A 26,145-nucleotide genomic window follows, 5' to 3' on the forward strand; every position below is an offset into this window, starting at 1 on the left:
ACTAATCTGCAAACATGAGCGCCGCCTACCACAGCCTCCACGAATACACCCTGCGCATGAGCCGGGTGCTGGAGCATATCGACCAACACCTGGACCAGCCCCTGGAGCTGGCTGATCTGGCGCGGGTGGCGCATTTCTCGCCCTACCACTTCCACCGCCTGTTCAGCGCCTGGGTCGGAGAGCCCCTCGGGGCCTACCTGCGGCGTCGGCGCCTGGCCTGTGGGGCTTATCTGATGGCCAGCCGCCCCGAAGCCTCAATCCTGGAAATCGCCATGGATGTCGGCTTCGGCTCCGGCGAAGCCTTCTCCCGGGCCTTCAAGCAACACTTCTCGGTCTCACCCAGCACCTGGCGCGACACCGAACCCAAACGCTGGCACCGCCGCCTCGACGACATCCGCGAACGCCGCCTGCGTGAATTGAGCAATCCTGATCAGACCCACATCCCGGCCTTCGACGATCCTGACGCCTTCATTCATCTGAAGGAAACCAGCATGAACGTCACCCTGCAGCAACTGCCCGCCACCCGCGTGGCCTACCTGCGCTACATCGGCGCCTACGGGCCCGGCATCGGCCTGTTCTGGCGCGAAACCGCCATGCCCTGGATGCTCGAACACCAGCTGTTCAACCACGTGCGCTACGGCATCGGCCACGACGACCCGGACCTCACCCCCGCCGACAAATGCCGCTACGACGCCTGCGTCGAAGTGCCCAAGGACTTCAAGGCCAGCGCCCCCGCCGTCGTCACCACCCTGCCCGGCGGCCTCTACGCCGTGGCCCACTACCGCGGCCTGGGCCCGGCTATCGCCGACGCCTGGATCGAACTGTGCCGCGACTGGCTACCCAAGAGCGGCCTGCAGTTCGACCCACGCCCGGCCTTCGAGCGCTACCCGGCGGATGCGTATTACGACCTCAAGACGGGAGAGCTGGAGTGTGAGATCTGCATTCCGGTCAAAAAGCTGTAACCCAAAAAGCACGTTGATCCCCATGTAGGAGCTCGCTCGCGAAGAACGCCAACGATCACGCGCTGTTACTGACAGAGCGCGACACCCTGGGGCTCATCGCGAGCAAGCTCGCTCCTACAATCCCGCTACATCCCCACTCAACGAGAAGGAATGGCCGTGATATCACGAACGATGAACTTCGGCAGAGCACGAATGTAGAAGTTCTCCACATCCGAGTTACCGCTGTTGGTGATCGCCCCCAACATGGTCTTCATATTGCGCAACTGACCCATGGCCCCGGCAGGCTGCAACCCATTGCGTTCCTGGGCGAAATGCAACACCTCGGCGCCGTCGCGCTTGACCTGGACCTTGTAGCCGAAATCGACACTGGCCAGGATCGTATTGTCATCGACGACCATCGACACCAGCCCGCCCTGGGAATCGCTGAGCCGACGTTTGTACACCGCATTCACATCCAGCAGGTAGTCGGCGCTGTCCTTGGTGGCGGCGTAGCGATTGGCATTACCCAATTGCCGGATCAACTCCATGCCCAGTTGCTGACGCAGCTTGTCCTCGGGCAGAAAGCGCTCGCTCTCGCCAACCAGTTGCAGGTTGAAAGTGTCGATCCAATAAGTGGCGGTGGCGGGAATCTGCACCGGTTTGGGCGAGATGTAATAGTCCGGGGTTGAAGCACAACCGGCGAGCAGAACGAAGCTGAACAGCAGAGACAAAAGACGCATAACAGATCTTCCTTGAGAGGGTTTTCAACAACGCACCGCCACCTGAAAACCAACTGTGGCATGGCGATAAGCGGCGGCATTGTAAGCCAGGAAAATCGCGGAGGACCGGCTCGAAAAGATACGCTCGGCAAATTAGGAATTGCCTTACGGCAGAAGCAGACGATCCAGTAGGAATGGGGCTTTAAGGACAGGGGGAGCGCTGGATATAGTCGAGGGGTCGTTGAAAGGACGACCGGGTTTGGCGACCTGATCTACAGAGTCCTCAGTCAAACTAAAGAGGCTCAATAAATGACGCGTTATCAAGCTATAACCGGTCACGACTGCAACATTCCATCCCTGCTGATCGATACCCAAGCTCCCATAGACATCCTGCACGATGCAGCGGCGTATCGCATTCGCGCTGTGACTCAACTGCTGGAGAACCTCGCGATTTCTGATGACGCGCCCAGAGGTGCAGTGGTGCTGCAGGAACTGTCGCTGGTGTGCAGCATTTTGCTGCGAGATGGGTGTGATTTGATGGATGTGGCAGGGCGAAGGATGCAAGGTCAGCTATCAGCATAAGCAAAAAGGGGCGGTATTAGAGCCGCCCCTTTAGTCTTGGTACATAGTAGTAGACCAGATGATAGTCTCTCGATCACTCAGCACCTTCAGTGTTTCGTCAAACACTCCGCATCGGCAAGACAAGTCCAATACTTTTCAAACACCTCGACTCTACCTTTATCCCGCTCTTTTCGACTCTATTTTTTCACAAATTGATAACAACAGTTCTAGCCAACATATCGCCAAGTCGTCGACGCAAACCAAATAATACAAATACACCATCCAAAATACTGAATAACGCTTTAGGCAAATTTCTCAAAGCTGATTGAAGCGGGGTACAGGATGGTCCATAAGGAAAGCCAACCACAGTCATCTTGAATAGACGCTTCCCCAGACTTTGCCCATTGGGCAGTGCATCGCAAAACAAAAAGTAGGCGAGAGCAAGCAAAGTCAAGAAATAATCAACCCCCTGAAAAACCGTCAGACCCAGTTCTGAGCTGAAGCGAACAGACAAATGCAGCATGAAGCTTTTCAAAAACAGAATAAAAAATACAACCGCCATATCAACAACGTATCCAGCTAGGCGCTTTATAGGGCCTGCCAGATCATAAGTACCTATTGGACTAGTTGACTCTACCTGACTCACAATGTATCTCTCCATCGATAAAATAGGGCTATAACTGTAAACACTTACTTAAAAACCCAACACTAAGCCTTAACCTTAACCGCACCGTGGAGCGCAGGATAAAACCCTTCTGGCCATAGAATCTTTTTCATCACACTTAGTTCTTATATTCGCCTGACGTCAAAATTAGCTCCACACAAGTCAGCATCTTTAGCGCCCCCCCCAAATCTGCATTTTTCAAATTCGCCATTAAAAGATCAGCCTAAGAAAAATCAGCATAAGCAGCGATTTAACCTGAAAGGTCAGCACCTCTCATTACTGAACAGGTCAATGTAGCGTTCACTAATGCGACCCAATCATTTTAGCGCCACTCATCAAACCACTGGATAAAATCTTAAATCACCAATAGGCCTTTTTAGATCAATTTTTTTGAAGATAACGCTCCAGGCCTTACACTAGGTTCCCTGCCTGATGATTTTTTCGGCTATATGTCTATGATCCCCTTCAGCAATCACATCTCCATCCATGTCAATTGCTGGCGCTGCATCGCCCATCAAAAGCCTATCAACATAAGGATGGTTTAAAGGTCGCCCTTTTTCGCTCTCAGTAGATCGTATACCGATCGATCAAAGGCTACTTGCTCTCTTTGGCAATAGTGCCCAGGCCTGCATCTTTGACCAGATAACGCCCCTCTATATCACTTAACACCTTCAAGCTGTTGCGGGCCATAATCATGCCGACTTCAACTTCTTGCTTGAGGTAGATAACCTCGCCAGCCTTAACCGTCACAGGCATATCTGACCAGTTTTCAGCCTTGGAACTGATCACGTGCTGACCAGGAGTGGCGTAAAAATAGATGTACTGGTTACCACGGTTGTAGCCCATTTCCGAGTCGGCTTCTTTATCATCCAAGAAGACATTGAAACGCACCATCATTCCCACATTGCTGGGGCGAACGACGTATACCAGCCCTTTATCGGCAACTGCAGGTTTGGGCAACGAGTACTGCGCGACTTCGGCTTGCATTTTTTCCATTGATGGGGCTGAGGCACAGCCATAAAGCAGGGCTATCGAGAGAACAGCAGCAGTCTTGCAGAAAATCTTAACCATGTTATCCATCCCTATTTCACATAGCCTTTGTAATTTTATATAAACTAGAAAAATCGTACTACTGCCGAAAGTCCCCCTCCTACCAAACAACAGCACAAAAAATCATTTCATACCACTATACGGATCATCAATATTTCCTCTGAGCTCGACAACTGCACTTTTAATTTCCGCCGCAACTTCATCCGACATCTCACAATCTTGGCGAGTAGACAAAAACTCAAAAAACCGAACAAGACCTAGCCGTGCAGAAATAGCGATAACGTCCTCAACATACTCTAGATCAGTGCCATCCCAGACTTTCAACAATACGTCTTCCACTCTAGCCTTCAGAATTTCATCCATATAAGAATACGAGTTCCATTGGCGATCACTAAGCTCGAGAATATTTTTTATAACCACCCCTCTCCCATATTTTTCATGACCGTAGGCATCTAAAACCTCCACAAACTCAGAGTGCAAATTTTCCTCACCCAACAATTCAGGCAATGATTCATAGTAGGAAATATCTTTCATCTAAAAACCCACTGGAATATGAGTCAAATTTGAAGCCTTCCTATAAACATTACCATCTTGACCTAACAATTTATTACCTATTTTTATCTGAGCAGTCCATCCCGCCCCTGAGTTAGATCCTGGGTATTTCACTGCCGCATTCAAATCTTGAGAATGCCACTTTATCTCAACCTTCTGCCCACCAAAACTATACTGAAATTTACTTCCATCAACTATCATTGCTGAGGACTTAAAGCTATCAGGAACACCTGGCGGAATTAGCTTTTCTAAATCAGCCGCTTTAATCCTACCATTACTTATAAATCCAGCAGCTGAATTTTTAGGATCAAAAAAGGCTGGTTTATATATTGGAGCCAGTTGATTCAGAGCGCCAAAATTTCCATCCGTTTGTGATACAGAAGTGTTCCACTTAGCACCCGAAGGAACTGCTAATTCCTTTGCAACAACTAACTGCCAATGGCCTCTCTGCGACGGTACACGACCCGCCCAAGCTCAGATAACACCGGAAGTCTTTCGCTACCCACAATCAATTCAGAACGGCATCTCAAGCTAGAATTTTGATATGCAGTATATTGACAAACAATATCTTCAATCTCCTCGACGTCATCCTCAAGGTTTTCTTCAAGATAGAACCTCAATACCCACTCATCGCCACACCACAGCAATGCGACCATTCTAAAGTTGGCAGAGACCGCCCCTACCAACGCCTGAACAAGCATTAGCACTTGAAAGTTCCAATCTTCCAGCACAGGCTGATCACTCATTTCTGACTCCAGTTTGGATTTGTGGGGACAATGCTCGGCTTTGTTGTACCCTTGATAACAAATACGTTAGTCGGCTGATTAGTTATACCAACGCCGAGATTAACGTTAGTTCCAGCAACACCCTAAAATTTAACCACTGGAAAACCTTGACCATTCTTTCCTAGGATTTTCACTTGGCCGGAGTGGTAAGCGTCAAGCACTTTTTGAGCATCTGAAACACTGTTCACGAAACCAACGCCCCCCCGCTCCTCAAGCTGCTGTGTCCCTGCAGTATGACGATTCTGCCTCTGGCTTATTTTTGTTGAGACCTCAGGAAAGTCTTTTGGTGTAAGTATTCCTTTTGCAGCCCCCCCAACGCTTCCCCTGCCTCCCATCAGCGCCATCGCGGCTGCTGTGCCCAACTCCAACAGAATACTAGCTTTTTCTTTAGGCTCTAACTTCCGTCCTGCGGATCTATCCACCCAAGAGGTAGAGTCATTCCAACGGTCGAGGTCGGCCAACTCCTGAGGAGTCAGCCATCCCTCCTTGAGGTTCTTCGCAAACGCCTGTTGCTTGTCCAGTGCAAAAGTATCTCCCCAACCGCTCGGGTTAGGACTCTGCCAACTAACCAAATCTGGATTTCCCTGCAACAAGCCAGGGGTGTCATAGGTTGTCTGCCGTAACAACCCAAGAAGCTCCTGAGAAACGGGGTCGTCCATTCGGATCGAGCTATTTAGGATTTTGTCTACACACACGCGGGTACCACATGCATTGATGGCATTGGAGCGTTCCGCAGACAAGCTCTCATATTTCCCCAGAATGCTTTTAAGTTTGCTTTCGCTACAGCCTCCCGCGGCACGACAGTCTTTGATCTCCTTGAGCAGCTTTTCTGCCGCCGCATGATTGAGGTTGTTGTAAAGGATTGCCTGCTGTGCGACCCAGCGGCCCTTCTCTATTGACTGTGCATCGGCATCCTTTTGCGAGGCAGCTGCTAATACACCGACAATTTGTGAACTCATGACCAATAGGTTTTCATCACCTTTGACCAACTGGCCCAGTTCCACGACCAAAGCTTCGCTAGCACCTGCCGCCAGAGCACCCCCTATCGAAGATCCAAGTGCTCCAACTTGGGATCTTGAGCCTTTGTCTTCTTCAGAAACTCTAAAAACTCAAAAATTCTTTCCCTTACTGAATCCTCAAATTTTAGAGGGATCAAATCAAGAACATCTTCTAGTTCACAGCAATTCATCACGAGATTACAAAACTCTTGAGAAATACCTTTCCCCTTCAAAACTCTGGATGTCCTTGGGGTAAACATGAGTCTTTCTGCCTCATCCAAACTCATAAGACCATTAACAACCATAGTTAACAGCCCAATAGAGGTAGCGGATAAAAACCTAGCCGCCTCTTCAGCATCAAAAAGTTCAATCACCAATGAAAAATCTTTCACTTGCTGTTACTCCAATAGTCTTTAGTCTTCAAGTTAAACACTTTCCCACTTTCGCTTTGAAAGTAATGAAGAGACATTATCCCCCCTTTTGAATCATATCCATCCTTATATACTTTAGACCACTTCCCCGGCTCAGCTGCTCGCAACTCAGCCAACAGCGACTTATCGTTCACTACATTCTTAGTAGTACCACCAACCTTCTCTCTAAACCCCTCCGGAAATTGCGGCGCCTTTCTAATAGAGTCATATAGATATTTTATCCCTGTTTCTTTCCCACTAGCCCCAACGCTTCCCCTGCCTCCCATCAGCGCCATCGCGGCCGTTGTGCCCAGTTCCAACAGAATACTAGCTTTTTCTTTAGGCTCTAACTTCCGTCCTGCGGATCTATCCACCCAAGAGGTAGAGTCATTCCAACGGTCGAGGTCAGCCAACTCCTGAGGAGTCAGCCATCCCTCCTTGAGGTTCTTCGCAAACGCCTGTTGCTTGTCCAGTGCAAAAGTATCTCCCCAACCGCTTGGGTTAGGACTCTGCCAACTAACCAAATCTGGATTTCCCTGCAACAAGCCAGGGGTGTCATAGGTTGTCTGCCGTAACAGCCCAAGAAGCTCCTGAGAAACGGGGTCGTCCATTCGGATCGAGCTATTTAGGATTTTGTCTACACACGCGCGGGTACCACATGCATTGATGGCATTGGAACGTTCCGCAGACAAGCTCTCATATTTCCCCAGAATGCTTTTAAGTTTGCTTTCGCTACAGCCTCCCGCGGCACGACAGTCTTTGATCTCCTTGAGCAGCTTTTCTGCCGCCGCATGATTGAGGTTGTTGTAAAGGATTGCCTGCTGTGCGACCCAGCGGCCCTTCTCTATTGACTGTGCATCGGCATCCTTTTGCGAGGCAGCTGCTAATACACCGACAATTTGTGAACTCATGACCAATAGGTTTTCATCACCTTTGACCAACTGGCCTAGTTCCACGACCAAAGCTTCGCTAGCACCTGCCGCCAGAGCGCCAGTCTTAAAGTCCCCACCGGTAGCTTCCGACAGTAGTCCTCCGACCATCGCGTGAATGGCTATTTTCGGCAGCGAGCCGTCGTCAAACACACCTAGGGTGTAATCACCCACCGCATTGAAGCTGGCTGCCGCCAAGGTGTTGAACAGGGCATTCTTCAGCACATCACTGGCATTGCCACCCTGCCCCAGCGCCTTGCTCAGCAACATCGAGGTCCCACCTTGCAAGGTCTGGTTGGCCGCAAACTTCCCAACACCTGCCCAAGTGTTTAATTGCAGATCAACTTTGCCGGTCAATACGTTGGTTTTACCTCCAACCCACTTGTCGAAGTAACCAGTAGTCAAACCAGCTGTCACCCCTGAAATCACATACCCCTTCATTGCATCCGAAGAGGTCACATCCTTGAAGACCGCCCCCAGGTTTCCACCATTGTTGATAAAGCTAACAGTTGCATTAGTCGCAGCGCCTGTAGCAATAGCTCCTGCACCCGACACCAGCATTCCAGCAGTTCCCGAACTCATGGTCCCCGCAACAACCGCTCCACCAGTGGCAGTCCCCATAGCTCCCATTGCCATAGGCCCAACCACCGCCGCCATCACAATCGCAATAATGATCTGCGAAGCCGGCCCCAGCCCGGAGTTGCTGTACTTGTAGGAGTCGTGGATCTCCTTCACCAGCCGCCAATCAACATCGCCGCGTTTCTCGGCCTCCTTGAGCCATGCCAGTTGCGGGTCGGCCTTGACCATCGCGTCGATGCTCTGGCTGACGGTTTGCTGGTTGACCTGCCTCACATCGATCTTCAGGCCATCAACGGCCTTGATCACGATATTGCCGGCCGCCACCATCTGGGTCTGGCGCAGGGTTTCGTCGGTATTGCCCTTGCCTTTGGAGGACACCCAGAAAGAGTTGTTATTGGTCTTCTCGTGGCTCTCTTGGTGTAGATCCTTGACAGCTTCGAATGTGATAGCGCCGCCGCTATCCAGGGTGATGTCCTTGCCGCTTTGTAACTTGGCGACCTGATACTTCTGGTCACCGTCACTCTTAAGCGTCAGGTTGCCACCGGCACTGATTTCGCTGCCGATATGTGTGGTGCGGGTGACTTCGTCACGCTGGGTCTGCAGGTTGCCAAAGCCCCCCTTCTTCTTCATGTCATACAGCGAGTACTCACTGTCCTGCTCCGCCAGCAGGTTCAACTGACCACCAGCCACCAGATAGGCTTCATCCCCAGCCTTGACCTTGCTGGAAATCAGGGTCATGTCCTGGCCGGCCTTGAGCATCACATCCCCGCCCGCCGTCACCGTGGTGGCTTGTTGGTGGACGCTATCCTCTTCGCTCTTGGTGGTGCCGGTCTTGCTGGCCCAGTGTTGTTCATTGGCGGCCGAGGCCAGGGTCAGGTGGTCCTTGGCCGTTATCGAGACGTCGCCCTTGGCGTCGATCTGGCTGGCGGTGGCGGTGACGTTGCCTCCGGCCTCAATGCTCAGGTCGCCGCTGTCCAGGGTGGCGCCGTGCTGGGTTTTGCTCTGGTCGAGGTTGCCGATGCCGCGGTCGTTGCTGACCACTTGCTCGACGGCGTTGAGGCTGACGTTGCGACCGGCCTTGATGCGGGTGTCGCCACCGCTGTGCAGGACGCTGCCGTTGCTGTCGAAGTCCCGTTCGGCATCGATGCTCAGGCTGTTGCCGGCTTCAATGCGGGCGGCGCTGTCGAGGAAGTCGCGGCGCTGCTCGCGGACGTAGTCTTCGCTGCTGCTCTGGTGGGTGGTCAGGGTGCGGTCGTTGATCACGTCGCCCTGGGTGGTGGTCAGGGTCACGTCGCGCCCGGCGATGATGCCGCCGGCGCGGTTGACCAGATGGTTGCCCGCCAGCAGGTCCTGGCGGTTGCCCGCCTCCACCAACCCACTATTGACCAAGTTCTCCCCCGCCACCGACGACAGGTCATTGGCCGCGCGCAGGGTGCCGACGTTGTTCAAGTCCTTGCCGGCAATCAGGCTCACGTCCTTGCCGGCGATCAGGGAGCCGTTGGGCGCCAGGCGGTTGTTGGCCTGGGCCAGGTACAGCACCGGCACCAGCACTTGTTCGCCGTTCACTTCATGGCTTTCCAGCCAGACGATGTCGTGGGTCAGGGCGGCGATTTGTTCGGAGGTCAGGGTCACGCCCACCGACAGGTCAAGCTGTTGCTTGCTCTGGATGGCGTTGTCCATCAGGTGCTTGAAGAGCTTTTCGTTGCTGTCCTGGCCGTCGATAAAGCGCTGGCCGGTGCGGGCCACCATGGCTTGCTGGATGAGTTTCTGTTCGTAGAAACCGTCCCCTAGGCGTTTGGCGCTTTCGTCCGGGTTGTAGCCGAGGTTGGACAGCAGGTAGTCCGAGCTCATGAACTGCTTGAGGTTGGTCAGCGCCGGGTTGGTTTCGATCAGGTACTTGTGCGGCCGGGACAGGCTCGCGGCGTCCGGCAGGCCGGCGATCTGCGCAGGCGTCGGGGCCTGGGCCAAGGTGCTGCCCTGGCCGCTGAGGCGGAACAGGCCGTTGCCGCTGGTGGGCAGGGTGAAGCCCGGCAGTATCAGGGGGTTGACCTGTTGCTGGGCCAGTTCCGGGGGCAGTTGCGGGTTGATCCGGATCGGCGTCGAGTAGCCGTTGCCAACGCCGGTGTCGGTCAGGGTCTTGCCGGCGCCGACGTACTCGTAGAAGGAGCGGATCACGCTGTTGTCGAGGGTTTTGTCAGCCTTGAGGTTGACCTTGCCGCCAGCCTGGATGGTGGCGGCGAAGGATTGGTCGCCATCCACCACTTTGCTGCTGGAGGACAGCATTACCCCGGTCCAGGCGATAAAGGCGCTGAGGTCGGAGGCAAAGCTGGCAGACGGAGTCGGGTTGTTGCGGGCGTTGAACGCGGCGGCATGGGCTGCGGCGTTGCCGGTTTCGTTGACGAAGCTCCAGTAGCGCCGCAGGGTGGTGATTTCCTGGGGTTGCAGGCCCTGGTTGTGGACGGTCTCGGCTTTGACGTTGATGTCGCCGGCCGCGGTGATCAGGCTGCTGGTGTTGGTCAGGGTCTGGGTGTCGATCTGCAAGTCGGCGCCGCTGTTGAGGCTGGCGGCGGCGCTGCTGTTGGTCACCCGCAGGCGGTCGGTCTCGGCCACTTCCCACAGACCGTTGATGCGGCCGCCGCCGCGGTCGTCGCAGCCGGCGCCGGGAATCAGGGTGCAGGACAGGCGAGTGATACTGGCCGCGCTCTTTTCGTGCTCGGTGTACTCCAGCACGTCCATGACGTTGTTGACGGTACTGGCGGCGATGCTCAGCTTGCCGAGGCTTTCGATATCCCCGGAACGGTTGTCCAGCAGGTCGGCGCGGGTTTGCTGGTCGTCCTTGGCGATCAGCGCGGTGCCCAGGCTGTACACCTGGGCGTAGCGGTTGGTGAAGCTGGTGGTCAGCAGCTGCATATTGCCGCCGCTGGAGATCAGGCCGTGGTCGTTGAGCAGGGTGGCGGCGGTGAGGTTCAGGTCTTCGCCGCTGCCCAGGGTGCCGTGGTTGTTGATGCTGGCGGCCGTGAGGTGCAGGTTCTGCTTGGCGGTGATGCGCCCGGCGCTGTTCAGCGCGCCGTCGATCTTCAGGGTGCTGTTGGCGCCGCCGGCGATGCTGGCGCTGTCCGCCAGATCCAGTTGGGCGGCATGCAGGTCCAGTTGCCCGAGGCTGCTCAGGCGGCCCTTGCCGCTGTAGTTACCGCTCAGGTCGAGGTTGAGCGCGGCGTCGCTGCCGATCAGGCCGTCATTGCTCCAGTGGCTGCCGCTGCCGGTCAGGCCGTTGCCCGCCAGGAGCTGGCCATCGGCGGTCTGGGTCAGGTGGTCGACCTTGACCAGCAACTGGTCGGCCTGGATTGCACTGCTGTTGGTCCAGCGCTCGGCCTCCAGGGTCAGTTGGCCGGCGGTCTTCAGGCGGCCGCCGACGTCTTCGAGGTTGGCCATGGAGATGCCGAACACCCCGCTGCCGCTGTGCAGCAGGCTGCCGCCGCGGTTGTTGAAGCCGCCGGCGTCGAAGTCCAGGTCGTGGTTGGCGGTTTCCAGGAGGCCGTCGCGGTTGTCGAAGGTGCCGCCGATATCGAAGCGGGTTTTGCTCACCAGGCCCAGGGACCGCAGTTGCCCGCGCTGGTTGTCCAGGCTGGCGGCGGCGGTGGCCAGGGTGCTGCGGCTTTCGATCAGGCCCTGGCGGTTGTCCAGGGCGCCAGCCAGCTCCAGCTCAATCTGCCGGGCGCTGATCTGGCCGGCGCTGTTGTCCAGGTCCTTGGCGCTGATATGCAGGCCCTGCTGGGCGAAGAGCGCGCCGTCGCGGTTGTCGAGGCGGCCATCGGCAGCGGTTTCCAGGGTGGCGCCGCCGTTGAGAGCGGACACCTTGCCGGCCCTGTTGTCGAGGTGGCCCGCCTTGAGCGTCAGGTCGCCCTGCTGGGCAATGATCTGCCCGCCCTGGTTGCCGGTAGCGGCGGCAACCTCAAGGCCCAGGGTGGTCTTGGCCTGCAGCAGGCCCTTGGCGTTATCCAAGTGATCGGCATTGAGTTGCAGGTCGGCTTCGCGGCTGAGGATCTCGCCGCCATCACTGTTCTGCACTTCGCCACTGGCGCTGATCAACACCGAGTCATTGGCCGCGACACGGCCTTTCTGACGGTTGTCCAAGTGTTCGGTGAACAGCCGCAGCCACTGCTGGCTGGAGAGTTCGCCGCCCTGGTTCTCAACCTTAGTGCTGCGCTTGAGCAGCAAAGGGCCGGCGGCAGACAGCGTGCCCTGGTTGTTGATCAAGTGCCCCAGCAGATCAAGGGTGACGCCCTGCTTGCCGGTGAAGGTGCCGTGGCTGTTGTCCAGGTCACTGCCGATGAATTCCAGGTCGCCGGTGGCGTTGACTGTGCCGCTCTGGTTGCCCAGGGCCATGGCCTGCAGGGTCAGGGTGGCGGCGCTGTCGATGGAACCGCCCTGGCTGTTGTCCAGCCGGTCGCTGAGTTTGAGGCTCTGTGCACCCGCGCTGGAGATCACGCCCTTGAGGCTGTTGTCGAGGCTCGCAGCCTTGACGTCCAGGGCCTGCTGGCTGACCAGGGCGCCGCCCTGGCTGTTGTTCAAGGCGTCGCTGAGGGTGATGTCGACACCGCCCTTGAGGCTGGAAACGGTGCCTTTGTTGCTGTTGTTCAGGCCAGTGCCCTTGAGGGTCAGGCCCTGCCAGCCCGATAGCAGCCCGCCCTGGTTGTCCAGTTCCGCAGTACCGGTCATCTCCAGGGTCTGTTGCGCCAGCACCACGCCGGTGAGGTTGTCCATGCCGGCCAGCACCAGGGTGCTGCTGCCCTGGCTCGACAGCTCGCCACCGCTGTTGCCCAGGTGGCCCAGGGTGGCGTTGAGGGACTGCTGGCTCTTGATCAGGCCGCCCTGGCCATTGCGCACCTGATCGGCATCGAGTTGCAGGCGCTCGGCGCTCAGCAGCTTGCCCTCAAGGCTGTTATCCAGAGTCCCAGCGCTGACCGTTACCTGGCGCTGCCCACTCAGGGTGCCGCCCTGGTTGTTCAGGGTCTGCTTGGTCGTGACCGTCAGATCACGGCTGGCCACCACGCTCTTGCCGCTGTTGTTCAGGTTTTGCGCCGTCAGGGTGACATCGCCGTTCGGGTTGCGGCTGTTGTCGAGGTTGACCCCGGCTTCGATGATGCCGTGGTTGTTCAGTTGCCCGCCGCTGCCCAGATTGATGCTGTTGGCCGCTGCCAGGGTGCTGTGGTTGTTCAGGTCGTCTTGGGTTTGCACCCTGAGCTCGGTGCCGGCGTAGACCGCGCCCTGGGCATCGAGGCTGCCGGCCTTGATCGCCACCGCGCCCTTTTCGGCGGTGGCGTCAGCCATGCGCAACTGGCCGTTGGCATCCAGTTGGATATCACCGCCACTGGCGATCAGTTTGCCGTCGAGTTTCACCCCCACCCCGGCTTCAGTGCCCACCAGCTTGATCGCCCCGGCATACATGCCGCCCAGGGCACTGCTGTCGATGGCCAGTTGCGGCGCATCCGCCGGGTTGGCGGTCCGCGCCGTGGCGTTCAAGGTCTTGGCGTCGACATCGTTGGCCCCGGCGATCACCGCCAGGTGCTTGGCCTGGATCTCGGCGTTGATCTTGGCGCTGCGGGTGATGATTTCGAACTGGTCGATATTGCTCGCGTTGAGCCCCGCACCTTCAATGGCGACGCTGCCTTGGTCCACCTGGTAACGCTGGATCTGACCGTTCTCGATCACCGGCTTGCCGGTGGTCAGGGTGGCTTTCGGGGTGTTGATGAAGCCGCAGCCGTTGCAGCTGACGCCGTAGGGGTTGGCAACGATGACATGGGCCGATTGCCCGGCCACTTCGGTGTAGCCCTTGAGCTGGCTGGGGCTGCCGCCGTTGACCTCGTTGAGGATGACATTGGCCGCGCGGCCACCCAGGTTGGGGTTGCCGAGGATGATCCCGCCGAGTTGGGTTTCCTGGGTGCGGTTGATGGCGTTGTTGAGGATCACGCCCTGCTGGCCGACGTTGTAGTCGCTGAACTTGTTATGGGACAAGCCACCGCCATTGGGGGCGGCGATGTTGACGATGGGCACGCCATTGCCGGCCTGACCCAGTGTGGTGCCGCTGCCGTTGACCACGATGCCGTCGGCCATCGCCACCACGGGCTGCCAGAACATCATGTTGGCCAGGATGAACGCCAGTCCGCGCTTGGACAGCCCCCAGAACGTATCCCGCGCTTGCAGGGTGGCGGAAGGCTGGCGGGCCAGAAAGGCAAACTGACGAACGTCCATGTCATGTATCTCGGGTAAAGAGCGGAATTAAAGGAACAGGTCCAAACGGAAATAGATCGGCGCTTCGCGTTCACTCAGGGCTTCGGGCCGTTCGAGGGAATGGGCAAAAGTCACGCTGGCGGCGAGGTTCTTGCCGCGGGCAAAGAACTCGATGGAGTCGCTGGAGACCCGGCCATGCTGCTCGGCGTTGTAGCGGTCGTTGCGGATCGCGCCGAGGTCATAGCCCAGCCCCGTGCCGTACTCGGCGAACACCGGGCGCAGCCAGTCCCAGGCCACCGGGCGACTCCAGCGCAGGTCGTTGCGCCAGTAGTAGCCGCTGTCGCCATTGAGGCTCTGGTCCTTGTAGCCACGGATCGAGGACTGGCTGCCCAGGCTCATGCGTTGCGAGCTGAACAGCACATCCTCGCTGCGTTGGCCGGTGACCAGGCTGCTGAACACCAGGGACTCGTCCCACAGCTTGAACGGCTGCAGGTAGCTGGCGGTGGCGGTGTACTTGCGGTAGCGGGCGTTGGCCTGGCGATTGCCGTATCGGTCACGCTGGTTTTCGCGCTGGGCATCGAAGGCGCCAATACCGTCCTGCAGCCCCAGGTCGAGGTTGAGGAAGGCGCCGCCGATGCGCCGACCGTGGTTGATGCCGAACTGGGCTTCGCTGAGGCGGTTGCTGCTGTTACTCAGCTTGCTGTCTTCGATGTAGTTGTTGGTGCGCAGGTAGCTCAGGCCGCTGTTCAGCGAGGTCTTGCTCAGGGCGTCGCGGTGGATCACCCGCTCCAGGCGCAGTTGATGGTTCTGGCTGTCGCCGGTCTGCTTGAAGTTGAAGCCCACGGCCTGGGCCAGGGAGCGGTATTCGCTCTGGCTGTAGCTGTAGCTGAGGTTCCACCAGCCAAACGGCAGGTTGTAGTAGAGCATGGCGTTGCGCGAGGTTTTCTGGTGGTCGCTGACGGCGTCGTGGCCACCGCGCAACACCAGTTGGTCGGCCAGGCCCAGAGGGCTGTCCCATTCGAAAGAGCTGCCCCACTGCTGCTCGCCAGTGCTCTTCTGGCCCTCGTTGCTGCGCGACAGACCGACGCGCCAGGGCTTTTGCGGGTTGTTCTTGACCAGCACTTCACTGCCGCCCACGGCCTGCCCCGGGGCCAGTTCCATCTGCGCCTGGTTCGACGGCAGGCGGTTGAGCTGGTCCACCATTTGTTCGATCTGCCGCAAGTTGAGCAGCTCACCGCTGCTGCCGGGAAAGGCCATGTTCAGTTCGCGGGCTGTGAGCTTGCTGCCCTCGGCGGCCTTGAGCCCTTCGAGCTTGCCCTCTACCACCAGCACCTGCAGGTGGCCGCTGGACAGGTCCTGTTGCGGCAGATAGGCGCGGCTGGTGACCAGGCCCTTCTCGATGTAGCGGTTGGTAATGACCTTGAGCAGCTCGTTGAGCTGGGCCACCCCCAGGCACTGGCCGATATAGGGCTTGAGCAGGCTCTCGCGTTCGCTGGCGGACAGCGAATCGGCGCCTTTGAGCTGGATATCCTGAATCGGGAAGCAGCGGCTATCGCTGGGCGCGCTGGGCGCTACAGGCGCGGCGCTCTTGCCGGGCAAGTCCTTGAGTTCTTCGAGACGCCGCTGCTGTTCTTCCAGCAGGCGGTTCTGCCGGTCGCGGATCAGGTCCTGGTCACCGGGGTTGAAGGTCGGTGCGGGCAAGGGCGCGGCAATCGCCATGGACAGCGGGACTGTCAGCAGCAGGCAGGACAAGGCACGGCACAACCTCATCCCGAGGGTGGGGATAGACATATTCGGTCCTTCGAAAGGGCAGCAAGGGTCAGACAGGGCGGGCGATGTTAATGTGCCATCATCTTGGCGTCAAATAAGCGCTGAACGCCCCGAAAAACTGCGTACACTCCCCGGAATCCGGGCCTTGCAGTGGGTGCCGATACTGGATTAACCCCAATAACCGACAAATCAGACACTTCTGAATTTTCAGGAAAGGTTTCTTGGCAGCGGGCTGTTGATCCGCCAGAAGCGTCTCTTCGAGCTTTGGCCACTTAGCCAAAACTCGGGGGCATGGCCCAGATTACCCAGATTGCCCGGGATGCCGGAATGGGCCGGGAAACCCAAGGCCAGTTGAGCCATCGAGGCCCGGAGTAGCTCTGAAAGCCAGCCAAAAAAAACCCGGACCAGGTCCGGGTTTTTCGTTTACCGCTGGCCGCTGGCTTATTCGGCTGCCGGCGCCTGAGGCTTGCGGCGCTTGAGCGGCGCCAGACCGTCCTGGCTGACCAGGCTGTCGCTTTTCGGCCGGTTGGCGGTCTTGCGCTTGGTCGGGGCCTTGGCCACGGACTTTTTCTTGTCGCCCTTGGCGTCGGTCTTTTTCTTCTTCACGCCAACGGCCTTGCCGGACGCCTTGACCTTTTTCGGGCCGCTGTAGGTGCCTTTGACTTCCTTGATGGTGCGGCGCTCGAAGCTCTGCTTGAGATAGCGCTCGATGCTCGACATCAGGTTCCAGTCGCCGTGGCAGATCAGCGAGATGGCCAGGCCATCATTGCCAGCACGACCAGTACGACCGATGCGGTGCACGTATTCGTCGCCGCTGCGCGGCATGTCGAAGTTGATCACCAGGTCCAGGCCGTCCACGTCCAGGCCACGGGCGGCGACGTCGGTGGCCACCAGGATCTTGACCCCGCCCTGCTTCAGGCGGTCGATGGCCAGCTTGCGGTCCTTCTGGTCCTTTTCGCCGTGCAGGACGAACGCCTTGTAATCCTGGGCCACCAGACGGCCGTAGATGCGGTCGGCCATGGCCCGGGTGTTGGTGAAGACGATGGCCTTCTGGTAGGTCTCGTTGGCCAGCAGCCAGTTGACGATCTGTTCTTTGTGCTGGTTATGGTCGGCGGTGATGATCTGCTGACGGGTGGTTTCGTTGAGCTGGCTGACGCTGTTGAGTTGCAGGTGCTCAGGGTTGTTGAGGACCTTGGCGACCATTTCCCGCAGGCCGGAACCGCCGGTGGTGGCGGAGAACAGCATGGTCTGCTGGCGGTTCGGGCATTCGTCCACCAGGCGCTGCACGTCTTCGGCAAAGCCCATATCGAGCATGCGGTCGGCTTCGTCGAGCACCAGCACTTCGACTTCTTTGAGGTCCAGGTTGCCGGCGTTGAGTTGCTCCAGCATGCGCCCGGGGGTGCCGATGAGGATGTCCGGCACCTTGCGCAGCATGGCGGCCTGGACCTTGAAGTCTTCACCGCCGGTGATCAGGCCGGACTTGATGAAGGTGAACTGGGAGAAACGCTCGACTTCCTTGAGGGTCTGCTGGGCCAGTTCCCGGGTCGGCAACAGGATCAGGGTCTTGATGCTGACGCGGATCTTCGCCGGGCCGATCAGACGGTTAAGGATTGGCAGGACAAAGGCCGCGGTCTTGCCGCTGCCGGTCTGTGCCGTCACCCGCAGGTCACGCCCTTGCAGCGCGAGCGGAATAGCCGCTGCTTGCACCGGCGTCGGCTCGACAAATTTAAGCTCGGCCACGGCTTTGAGCAGGCGTTCGTGCAGGGCGAATTGGGAAAACACGGGTGCTACCTCGAAGATATGCAAAAAAACAGCTGCATAGGGTAACGGTTTCGAGCGCGCAGGCCGAGTTTCTTTGTGCAAACGGTGGCAAAGAGTTGGTTTTTTGTTAGCCGATTTGCCCTTAACCGTAACTTTGTCAGGGTTAAATGCTCTAATCCTGCCCTTGTGCCTCATAGAAGAATCGTTTTAGCCCATGGATTTCAAACAGCTCTGGCTCAATACCCAGGACCTCTGGGGAGCCCTCGATCAACACCCTCTCCTGCACGCCGGCATCGGCCTGGCCCTGTTACTGGTGATCGCCCTGGTGCTCGGACGAGTGGCCCGCTACCTGGTCCTGCACGCCGTCAGGCTGCTGGGCCGCCAGCCGTCCCTGCACTGGCTCAATGACCTGCGCCACAACAAGGTGTTCCACCGCCTGGCGCAAATGACCCCGTCCCTGGTGATCCAGTTCGGCCTGCACCTGGTGCCGGAGCTGAGCAAGACCAGCCTGCTGTTCCTCGGCAACCTGGCCATGGCCTTCACCATCCTGTTCCAGCTCCTGGCCCTGAGCGCCCTGCTCAATGCCCTGCTGGACATCTACGCGCGCACCGAACACGCCCGCACCCGCTCGATCAAGGGCTACGTGCAACTGGCGAAGATGGTGCTGTATGTGTTTGGCGCGATCATCATCGTCGCCACCCTGATCGACCGCTCGCCGCTGTTGCTGCTGTCCGGTCTGGGCGCCATGTCGGCGGTGATCCTGTTGGTCTACAAGGACACCCTGCTGTCCTTCGTCGCCAGCGTGCAGTTGACCAGCAACGACATGCTGCGGGTCGGCGACTGGATCGAGATGCCCCAGGTGGGTGCCGACGGCGACGTGGTGGACATCACCCTGCACACGGTCAAGGTGCAGAACTTCGACAAGACCATCGTCTCCATCCCGACCTGGCGCCTGATGAGCGAGTCGTTCAAGAACTGGCGCGGCATGCAGCAGTCCGGCGGCCGGCGGATCAAGCGCAGCCTGTACATCGATGCCAGCGGCGTGCGCTTTCTGCATGACGACGAAGAACAGCGACTGAGCAAGGTGCGCCTGCTTACCGACTACATCGGGCGCAAGCAGGCCGAGCTCAAGAGTTGGAACGAAGCCCAGGGCAACGTCGCCGCGCTATCGGCCAACCGCCGGCGCATGACCAATATCGGCACCTTCCGCGCCTATGCCCTGGCGTACCTCAAGAGCCACCCGGAGATCCAGCCGAACATGACCTGCATGGTGCGCCAGATGCAGACCACGGCCCAGGGCATTCCGCTGGAGATCTACTGCTTCACCCGCACCACGGCCTGGGTGGATTACGAGCGCATCCAGGGGGATATCTTCGATTACTTGCTGGCGGTAATGCCGGAATTTGGCCTGAACCTCTACCAGCAGCCCAGCGGCACCGATCTGCGGGCCGGTTTGCTGCCGGCGATAGCGGGCGCCAGCCATGTTCCACAACCAGAAAAGCACGCGCTTTAACCTGTAGCCGCTGCCGAAGATTCGGGCCGCGTTCGGACGATCGGCCCCGCAGGGGCCGTGAAACCTGTGTTGGCGGTTCGCCTGGTCATACGCGGCGGCCGCCTTGCGAGTCCTGCGGACTCGGTCGCAGCCTACGGCAGCGGCTACAACCAGCCCGGCAGCGCCGCCAGCATCCAGCCCCTGGATCGCTGCCTCAGCGAGTCGCCAGCACCGTAGAGCCGCGGCGGCTGATCCACACCGCCCCAAGGATCACCAACCCGCCCAGCAACAAGCGCCCCAGGTCTTCATGCTGGTTCCAGATCAGCAGATTGACCAGCAGCCCCACCGGCACATGCAAGTTGTTCATCACCGCCAGGGTGGCGCCGGTCACCAGGCACGCGCCCTTGTTCCACCAGTACATCCCCAATGCCGTGGACACCAGGCCGAGAAACAGCAGCACCGCCCATTGCAGCGGCGCATCAGGCAGGTAATGGGCCTTGCCGAACAGCAGGAACGCCGGCAGTACCACCAGCAACGCCCCCAGGTAGAAGTAGCCGAAGCGCCGGTAATGCGGCAGGTCGCTGGGGTAGCGCGCCACCAGGTGCTTGTACAGCACTTGCCCGGCGGCATAGGTGAAGTTGGCCAGTTGCAGCAGCAAGAAGCCGATGAAGAAGTCCGGGTTGACGCTGTCGTAGCGGATCACCACCGCGCCCGCCACCGCCACCAGCGCCGCCAGCAGCCCCCAGGGGTTGAAGCGCCGGTTCAGGGCGTCTTCGATCAGGGTCACGTGCAACGGCGTGAGGATGGTGAACAGCAGCACCTCCGGCACCGTCAGCACCCGAAAGCTCAGGTACAGGCACACGTAGGTGATGCCGAACTGCAGGGCCCCGATCAGCAGCATGCCGCGCATGAAGGCCGGTTCCACCCGGCGCCAGCGGGTCAGCGGGAGAAACACCAGCCCCGCTAGCAACACCCGCACCAGCACCGCAAAGTAACTGTCGACATGCCCGGCCAGGTATTCGCCGATCAGGCTGAAGGAAAACGCCTGGATCAGAGTGACAAAAAGTAGATAGCCCATGTTCGCCTCATCTTGAATGGCGGCGACGATAGCGGTTTTGCCGGTACAGATGAAATCCCGGGCAAAAAAAAGCCCGATCTCGCTAGGCGTGCAATCGGGCGTCGGCACTGAAGAAGCAACCAGTGCAAAGGGAGGTTCGATGCGCGAACCGGCTTGAAGGGGATCCGCAGGCGCTACTTGAACACTGGCGGATTATCTGCGGATTAACGGCGCCCATCTTGCAGCGCCGCTTCGCCCGACGGGGCTCAGGCCACCTGGGCCAGCTTGGCGTTGGCCTGGTTCAAGCCCTTTTCGTGGAAGTCGCCGCCCAGGTTCAGACCTTCGGCGTGGATGAACTCGACGTCGTGGATACCGATAAAGCCCATGACCTGACGCAGGTAGGGTTCCTGGTGATCGGCGCTGCTGCCGGCGTAGATGCCGCCCCGAGCAGTGAGCACGTAGGCACGCTTGCCAGTCAGCAGGCCCTGGGGCCCGGTGTCGGTGTACTTGAAGGTCACCCCGGCACGCAGCACATGGTCGAGCCAGGCTTTCAGGGTGCTGGGAATGGCGAAGTTGTACATCGGCGCGGCCATCACCAGCACGTCGGCGGCCAGCAGCTCCTCGGTCAGCTCATTGGAGCGCTGCAGCGACTCCTGCTCGGCGGCGCTGCGCTGCTCGGCAGGTTTCATCCAGCCTCCCAACAAGTTGGCGTCCAAATGCGGCACCGGGTTGCGGGCCAGGTCACGCACCGTGATCGAGTCGCCGGGGTGAGCGGCCTGCCATTGCTGGATAAAGGTCTGGGTCAATTGCCGGGATACGGAATCCTGCTGGCGGGCACTGCTTTCAATGATCAGGACGCGGGACATGGCTGAAGCCTCCATCGGGGTATGCGTAAGTCGATGGAGCGCAGATTAAACAGAGTGATATCGATGAAAAAGCGCAAATAACTGCTATAACCAATCAACAAATTCGTTTATAAGCGGAGCCAGCCCTAACGCAGTACGCCGGGCCGGCCCAGAGTCCATCATTTGGCCTGGCAGTTCAGGTCCAGGCGCAGCTTGATGATCTTGCGATTGAACTTGGCGGTCACGTTCTTGCTCTTACCGGCCGCCACTTCCACCTTGCGGGTGCGGGGCGCCTCGGGGCCATTGCGAAACACCACCGAACACACGGCGTCGTTCTTGCCGTAGTTGTTCAACTGGATGGAGCCGATGTCTTCATCGGTATCGAAGGTGGTGTAGTCGATGCTCTGGCCGTTCAACTGCTTCTCGACATCGATGGGATAGGCCCAGGCGCAGAGGGGCAACAGCGCCAGCAACACACAACAGAATTTTCTCATTCGGCAGTCTCCAATAAGGAGCGCCAGCTTAGGACAAGAGGAGTCCCTCATGAAAGCGCCCCGCGTGACCCTGGATCAATGGCGCACCCTGCAGGCGGTGGTCGATCACGGCGGCTTCGCCCAGGCCGCCGAAGCCCTGCACCGCTCGCAGTCCTCGGTCAGCTACACCGTGGCGCGCATGCAGGACCAGCTCGGCGTGCCGCTGCTGCGCATCGATGGCCGCAAGGCGGTGCTCACCGAAGCCGGCGGCGTGTTGCTGCGCCGCTCACGGCAACTGGTCAAGCAGGCCAGCCAGCTGGAAGACCTGGCCCACCATATGGAACAGGGCTGGGAAGCCGAAGTGCGACTGGTGGTGGACGCCGCCTACCCCAATGCGCGCCTGGTGCGCGCCCTGACCGCCTTCATGCCGCAAAGCCGTGGCTGCCGCGTACGCTTGCGCGAAGAAGTGCTGTCCGGGGTCGAGGAAGTGCTGCTCGAAGGCGTGGCCGACCTGGCCATCAGTGGCTTCAACATTCCCGGTTACCTGGGCACCGAGATGAGTTCGGTGGAGTTCGTCGCCGTGGCCCATCCGGAACACGCCCTGCACCGCCTGCAACGGGAACTGCATTTCCAGGACCTGGAAAGCCAGTTGCAAGTGGTGATCCGCGACTCCGGTCGCCAGCAGCCGCGGGATGTGGGCTGGCTCGGCGCCGAACAACGCTGGACCGTGGGCAGCCTGGCCACCGCCGCGACCTTCGTCAGCAGCGGCCTGGGGTTTGCCTGGCTGCCCCGGCACCTGATCGAACGGGAGCTGCGCGAAGGCCTGCTCAAGGTCCTGCCCCTGGACCAGGGCGGCAGCCGCCATCCGACCTTCTTCCTCTATTCCAACAAGGACAAACCCCTGGGCCCGGCCACGCAGATCCTCGTGGAACTGCTGCGCACCTTCGACACCGCGCCCCTGGATGCGCCCTTTGCCGCCCCCGAGCAAGCCTGACGTCCCACCCACCAGAACAGGAGTTCTGCCATGGCGTATTTCGAGCATGAAGGTTGCACCCTGCACTACGAGGAATACGGCCGGGGCGAACCCCTGCTGCTGGTTCACGGCCTGGGCTCCAGCGCCCTGGACTGGGAAAAACAGATCCCCGAGCTCGCGGCCCGCTACCGGCTGATCATCCCGGACATTCGCGGTCACGGACGCTCCGACAAACCTCGGGAGCGCTACAGCATCCCGGGCTTCAGCGCCGACATCGTGGCGCTGATCGAGCACCTGAACCTGGGCCCCGCGCACTACGCCGGGCTGTCCATGGGCGGCATGATCGGCTTCCAACTGGCGGTGGATCAGCCGCAACTGCTCAAGAGCCTGTGCATCGTCAACAGCGCCCCCGAGGTCAAGCTACGCAGCGCCAATGACTACTGGCAGTGGTTCAAGCGCTGGAGCCTGGCCCGGGTGTTGAGCCCGGCCGCCATCGGCAAGGCCCTGGGGCCACGCCTGTTTCCCAAGCCGGAGCAGGGTGAGCTGCGGCAAAAGATGGCCGAGCGCTGGGCAAAAAACGACAAACGTGCTTATCTCGCCAGCTTCGACGCCATCGTCGGCTGGGGAGTGCAGGAACGTCTGGGGCGGATCACCTGTCCAACCCTGGTCGTCAGCGCCGACCGCGACTACACCCCGGTGGCGGTCAAAGAGGCTTATGTCAAACTGCTGCCGGATGCACGGCTGGTGGTGATCGAGGACTCCCGACACGCCACGCCGCTGGACCAGCCGCAGCGCTTCAACCACACCCTGCTGGACTTCATAACCACAGTCGACACCACCACTCAGGATCACTGAACCATGCTGAAAAAAATCGCCCTCGTCGCCGGCTCCGTGCTGTTCGCTGCCAACCTGATGGCCGCCCAACCGGCCAAGGCGCCTCACGTCCTGCTGGACACCAGCTTCGGCAAGATCGAAGTCGAACTGGACCCGGTCAAGGCACCGATCTCCAGCAAGAACTTCCTCGACTACGTCGACAGCGGCTTCTACAACAACACCATCTTCCACCGGGTGATCCCGGGGTTCATGGCCCAAGGCGGTGGTTTCACCGCGCAGATGGTGCAGAAAGACACCCGCGACCCGATCAAGAACGAAGCCTCCAACGGCCTGCATAACGTTCGCGGCACCCTGTCCATGGCCCGCACCTCCAACCCCAACTCGGCCACCAGCCAGTTCTTCATCAACGTCGCCGACAACGCCTTCCTCGACCCGGGCCGCGATGCCGGCTACGCGGTGTTCGCCAAGGTGGTGAGCGGCATGGACGTGGTGGACCAGATCGTCAATTCCCAAACCACCACCAAGCAAGGCATGCAGAACGTGCCTGTGGACCCGGTGCTGATCAAGTCGGCCAAGCGCATCGACTGAATCCGCCAGCCTGTCCCGACGGCGGCGCCCTACCCGGCGCCCCGTCCGCTTTCAGAACAGGAGAGCCCGTACCCCGGGCTTCAAGACCCCCATGCTCTTTCGTCGTTTTGAACAACTGATCGATATCTTCCGCGACGCCCCCAGCGCCACCCCGCCCAATCGGGTCCTGCCGTTCTACTTCCACTACATCAAGCAAGTCTGGCCCAGCTTCGTCGCCCTGCTGGTGGTGGGCCTGTTCGTGGCCCTGATCGAGGTGTCGCTGTTCAGCTACCTGAGCACCATCATCGACCTGGCCCAGGGCACGCCCAGCGTCCAGGTATTCACCGACCACGGCCTGGAGCTGGCCTGGATGGCGGTGGTGGCCCTGCTGTTCCGGCCGCTGATGGTGGGCCTGCACGACCTGTTGATGCACCAGACCATCAACCCCGGCATGACCAGCCTGATCCGCTGGCAGAACCACAGCTACGTGCTGCGCCAGAGCCTGAACTTCTTCCAGAATGACTTCGCCGGGCGCATCGCCCAGCGCATCATGCAGACCGGCTATTCGCTGCAGGACTCCTCGGTGCAGGTGATCGACGCCCTGTGGCACGTGACCATCTACGCCATAGGTTCGCTGGTGCTGTTCGCCGACGCCGACTGGCGCCTGATGATCCCCCTGCTGCTGTGGATCGCCGGTTTCATCGGTGCCATGCGCTACTTCGTGCCACGCATCCAGAAGCGCTCGGTGGACGCCTCCGACGCCCGCTCCAAACTCATGGGGCGGATCGTCGACGGCTACACCAACATCACCACCCTCAAGCTCTTTGCCCACACCCATTTCGAACAGAGCTACGCCCGCGAAGCCATCGCCGAGCAGACCGAGAAAAGCCAATTGGCCGGCCGCGTGGTCACCGCCATGGACGTGACCATCACCAGCCTCAACGGCCTGCTGATCGTCAGCACCACGGGCCTGGCCCTGTGGCTGTGGAGCCAGTCGCTGATCAGCGCCGGGGCCATCGCCCTGGCCACCGGTCTGGTGATCCGCATCGTCAACATGTCCGGCTGGATCATGTGGGTGATCAACGGCATCTTCGAGAACATCGGCATGGTCGAGGACGGCCTCAAGACCATCGCCCAGCCGCTGCAACTCACCGACCGCGAACAGGCGCCCAAGCTGGCCGTGGCCAAGGGCGGCGTGCGCTTCGAGCATGTGGAGTTCCATTACGGCAAGGCCAACAAGGTCATCAGCGACCTCAACCTGGACATCCGTCCCGGGGAGAAGATCGGCCTGATCGGCCCGTCCGGGGCCGGTAAATCGACCCTGGTCAACCTGCTGCTGCGCCTCTACGACCTGCAGGGCGGACAGATCCTCATCGACGGCCAGAACATCGCCGAGGTGACCCAGGAAAGCCTGCGCGAGCGCATCGGCATGATCACCCAGGACACCTCGCTGCTGCACCGCTCGATCCGTGACAACCTGCTTTACGGCCGCCCCGATGCCACCGACGAGGAGCTCTGGGAAGCGGTGCGCAAGGCCCGGGCCGACGAGTTCATCCCGCAACTGTCCGATGCCCAGGGCCGCACCGGCTTCGATGCCCACGTTGGCGAACGCGGGGTCAAGCTGTCGGGCGGTCAGCGCCAGCGCATCGCTATTGCCCGGGTGCTGCTCAAGGACGCGCCGATCCTGATCATGGACGAAGCCACCTCGGCCCTGGACTCGGAAGTGGAAGCGGCGATCCAGGAAAGCCTGGAGACCCTGATGCAGGGCAAGACCGTGATCGCCATCGCCCACCGCCTCTCCACCATCGCCCGCATGGACCGCCTGATCGTCCTGGAACAGGGGCGCATTGCCGAAGCCGGCACCCACGCCGAACTGCTGGCCCATGGTGGTTTGTACGCGCGCCTGTGGCAGCACCAGACTGGAGGATTCGTCGGCATCGACTGACCCGCGGCG

20 protein-coding genes are annotated in these 26,145 nt (G+C 59.4%); 7 read left to right on the forward strand and 13 right to left on the reverse strand.

The genetic code is table 11. From position 1 onward, the window contains the following. Positions 1 to 14: 14 nt before the first annotated feature. Entirely contained in the window at positions 15 to 962 is a 948-nt protein-coding gene (locus tag Q8O96_RS10450) for a GyrI-like domain-containing protein (protein ID WP_102861693.1), read from the forward strand. A 137-nt stretch (positions 963 to 1,099) separates the two neighbouring features. Here Q8O96_RS10450 and Q8O96_RS10455 read toward each other — a convergent pair whose 3' ends face one another. Next, entirely contained in the window at positions 1,100 to 1,681 is a 582-nt protein-coding gene (locus Q8O96_RS10455) for a hypothetical protein (RefSeq protein WP_305948758.1), read from the reverse strand. Between the two features lie 288 nt (positions 1,682 to 1,969). Between Q8O96_RS10455 and Q8O96_RS10460 the strand changes: the two genes are divergently transcribed. Next, entirely contained in the window at positions 1,970 to 2,242 is a 273-nt protein-coding gene (locus tag Q8O96_RS10460) for a hypothetical protein (RefSeq protein WP_305948759.1), read from the forward strand. Positions 2,243 to 2,426: 184 nt separating this feature from the next. Here the strand turns inward: Q8O96_RS10460 and Q8O96_RS10465 are convergent, their stop codons facing one another. The 9 genes from Q8O96_RS10465 to Q8O96_RS10505 form a co-directional block, all read right to left on the reverse strand. Beyond that, positions 2,427 to 2,867 (reverse strand): RDD family protein, encoded by a 441-nt coding sequence (locus Q8O96_RS10465; protein WP_305948760.1) that lies wholly within the window; start codon positions 2,865 to 2,867, stop codon positions 2,427 to 2,429. Positions 2,868 to 3,479: 612 nt separating this feature from the next. Beyond that, a complete protein-coding gene (locus tag Q8O96_RS10470; RefSeq protein WP_305949020.1) occupies positions 3,480 to 3,872 on the reverse strand; it encodes a DUF2846 domain-containing protein in 393 nt (130 codons plus the stop codon). A 186-nt stretch (positions 3,873 to 4,058) separates the two neighbouring features. After that, entirely contained in the window at positions 4,059 to 4,469 is a 411-nt protein-coding gene (locus Q8O96_RS10475; RefSeq protein ID WP_305948761.1) for a hypothetical protein, read from the reverse strand. A gap of 446 nt (positions 4,470 to 4,915) precedes the next feature. Further along, complete coding sequence (locus Q8O96_RS10480; RefSeq protein WP_273907087.1) at positions 4,916 to 5,233, reverse strand: hypothetical protein; 318 nt, start codon at positions 5,231 to 5,233, stop codon at positions 4,916 to 4,918. A gap of 122 nt (positions 5,234 to 5,355) precedes the next feature. After that, complete coding sequence (locus tag Q8O96_RS10485) at positions 5,356 to 6,276, reverse strand: hypothetical protein (RefSeq protein ID WP_305948762.1); 921 nt, start codon at positions 6,274 to 6,276, stop codon at positions 5,356 to 5,358. Positions 6,277 to 6,314: 38 nt separating this feature from the next. After that, entirely contained in the window at positions 6,315 to 6,662 is a 348-nt protein-coding gene (locus Q8O96_RS10490) for a DUF3969 family protein (protein ID WP_305948763.1), read from the reverse strand. Next, a complete protein-coding gene (locus tag Q8O96_RS10495) occupies positions 6,659 to 14,440 on the reverse strand; it encodes a DUF637 domain-containing protein (protein ID WP_305948764.1) in 7,782 nt (2,593 codons plus the stop codon). The genes Q8O96_RS10490 and Q8O96_RS10495 overlap by 4 nt, the downstream gene beginning before the upstream one ends. Before the next feature lie 27 nt (positions 14,441 to 14,467). Continuing rightward, positions 14,468 to 16,210: a ShlB/FhaC/HecB family hemolysin secretion/activation protein gene (locus Q8O96_RS10500; RefSeq protein ID WP_305948765.1), complete on the reverse strand. Its 1,743-nt coding sequence runs from the start codon at positions 16,208 to 16,210 to the stop codon at positions 14,468 to 14,470. A gap of 420 nt (positions 16,211 to 16,630) precedes the next feature. Further along, a complete protein-coding gene (locus Q8O96_RS10505; RefSeq protein WP_042941946.1) occupies positions 16,631 to 17,971 on the reverse strand; it encodes a DEAD/DEAH box helicase in 1,341 nt (446 codons plus the stop codon). A gap of 193 nt (positions 17,972 to 18,164) precedes the next feature. Here Q8O96_RS10505 and Q8O96_RS10510 point away from each other — a divergent pair, with 193 nt between their 5' ends. Further along, complete coding sequence (locus tag Q8O96_RS10510; RefSeq protein ID WP_115581831.1) at positions 18,165 to 19,463, forward strand: mechanosensitive ion channel family protein; 1,299 nt, start codon at positions 18,165 to 18,167, stop codon at positions 19,461 to 19,463. A gap of 193 nt (positions 19,464 to 19,656) precedes the next feature. On the opposite strand, the gene Q8O96_RS10515 is transcribed toward Q8O96_RS10510, so the two are convergent. From Q8O96_RS10515 to Q8O96_RS10525, 3 genes are all read right to left on the reverse strand, one after another. Then, positions 19,657 to 20,520, reverse strand: a complete 864-nt coding sequence (locus Q8O96_RS10515) for a carboxylate/amino acid/amine transporter (RefSeq protein ID WP_102861687.1) — start codon at positions 20,518 to 20,520, stop codon at positions 19,657 to 19,659. Positions 20,521 to 20,765: 245 nt separating this feature from the next. Then, the gene (locus tag Q8O96_RS10520) at positions 20,766 to 21,365 is read right to left on the reverse strand and encodes an FMN-dependent NADH-azoreductase (RefSeq protein WP_102861686.1); all 600 of its coding nucleotides are present in this window, start codon (positions 21,363 to 21,365) and stop codon (positions 20,766 to 20,768) included. 158 nt (positions 21,366 to 21,523) lie between these two features. Further along, positions 21,524 to 21,838, reverse strand: a complete 315-nt coding sequence (locus tag Q8O96_RS10525; RefSeq protein WP_102861685.1) for a 3-phosphoglycerate kinase — start codon at positions 21,836 to 21,838, stop codon at positions 21,524 to 21,526. Between the two features lie 49 nt (positions 21,839 to 21,887). On the opposite strand from Q8O96_RS10525, the gene Q8O96_RS10530 reads away from it, so the two are divergent. From Q8O96_RS10530 to Q8O96_RS10545, 4 genes are all read left to right on the forward strand, one after another. Beyond that, positions 21,888 to 22,811: a LysR family transcriptional regulator gene (locus tag Q8O96_RS10530; RefSeq protein ID WP_102878799.1), complete on the forward strand. Its 924-nt coding sequence runs from the start codon at positions 21,888 to 21,890 to the stop codon at positions 22,809 to 22,811. A gap of 30 nt (positions 22,812 to 22,841) precedes the next feature. Further along, positions 22,842 to 23,645, forward strand: a complete 804-nt coding sequence (locus Q8O96_RS10535; protein ID WP_250329282.1) for an alpha/beta fold hydrolase — start codon at positions 22,842 to 22,844, stop codon at positions 23,643 to 23,645. A gap of 3 nt (positions 23,646 to 23,648) precedes the next feature. Continuing rightward, positions 23,649 to 24,212: a peptidylprolyl isomerase gene (locus Q8O96_RS10540; RefSeq protein WP_102861682.1), complete on the forward strand. Its 564-nt coding sequence runs from the start codon at positions 23,649 to 23,651 to the stop codon at positions 24,210 to 24,212. 91 nt (positions 24,213 to 24,303) lie between these two features. Next, the gene (locus Q8O96_RS10545) at positions 24,304 to 26,136 is read left to right on the forward strand and encodes an ABC transporter ATP-binding protein (RefSeq protein ID WP_102861681.1); all 1,833 of its coding nucleotides are present in this window, start codon (positions 24,304 to 24,306) and stop codon (positions 26,134 to 26,136) included. The last annotated feature ends 9 nt before the right edge of the window (positions 26,137 to 26,145 follow it).

It is taken from the genome of Pseudomonas sp. LPH60, assembly GCF_030718165.1.
Lineage (GTDB): Bacteria > Pseudomonadota > Gammaproteobacteria > Pseudomonadales > Pseudomonadaceae > Aquipseudomonas > Aquipseudomonas danubii.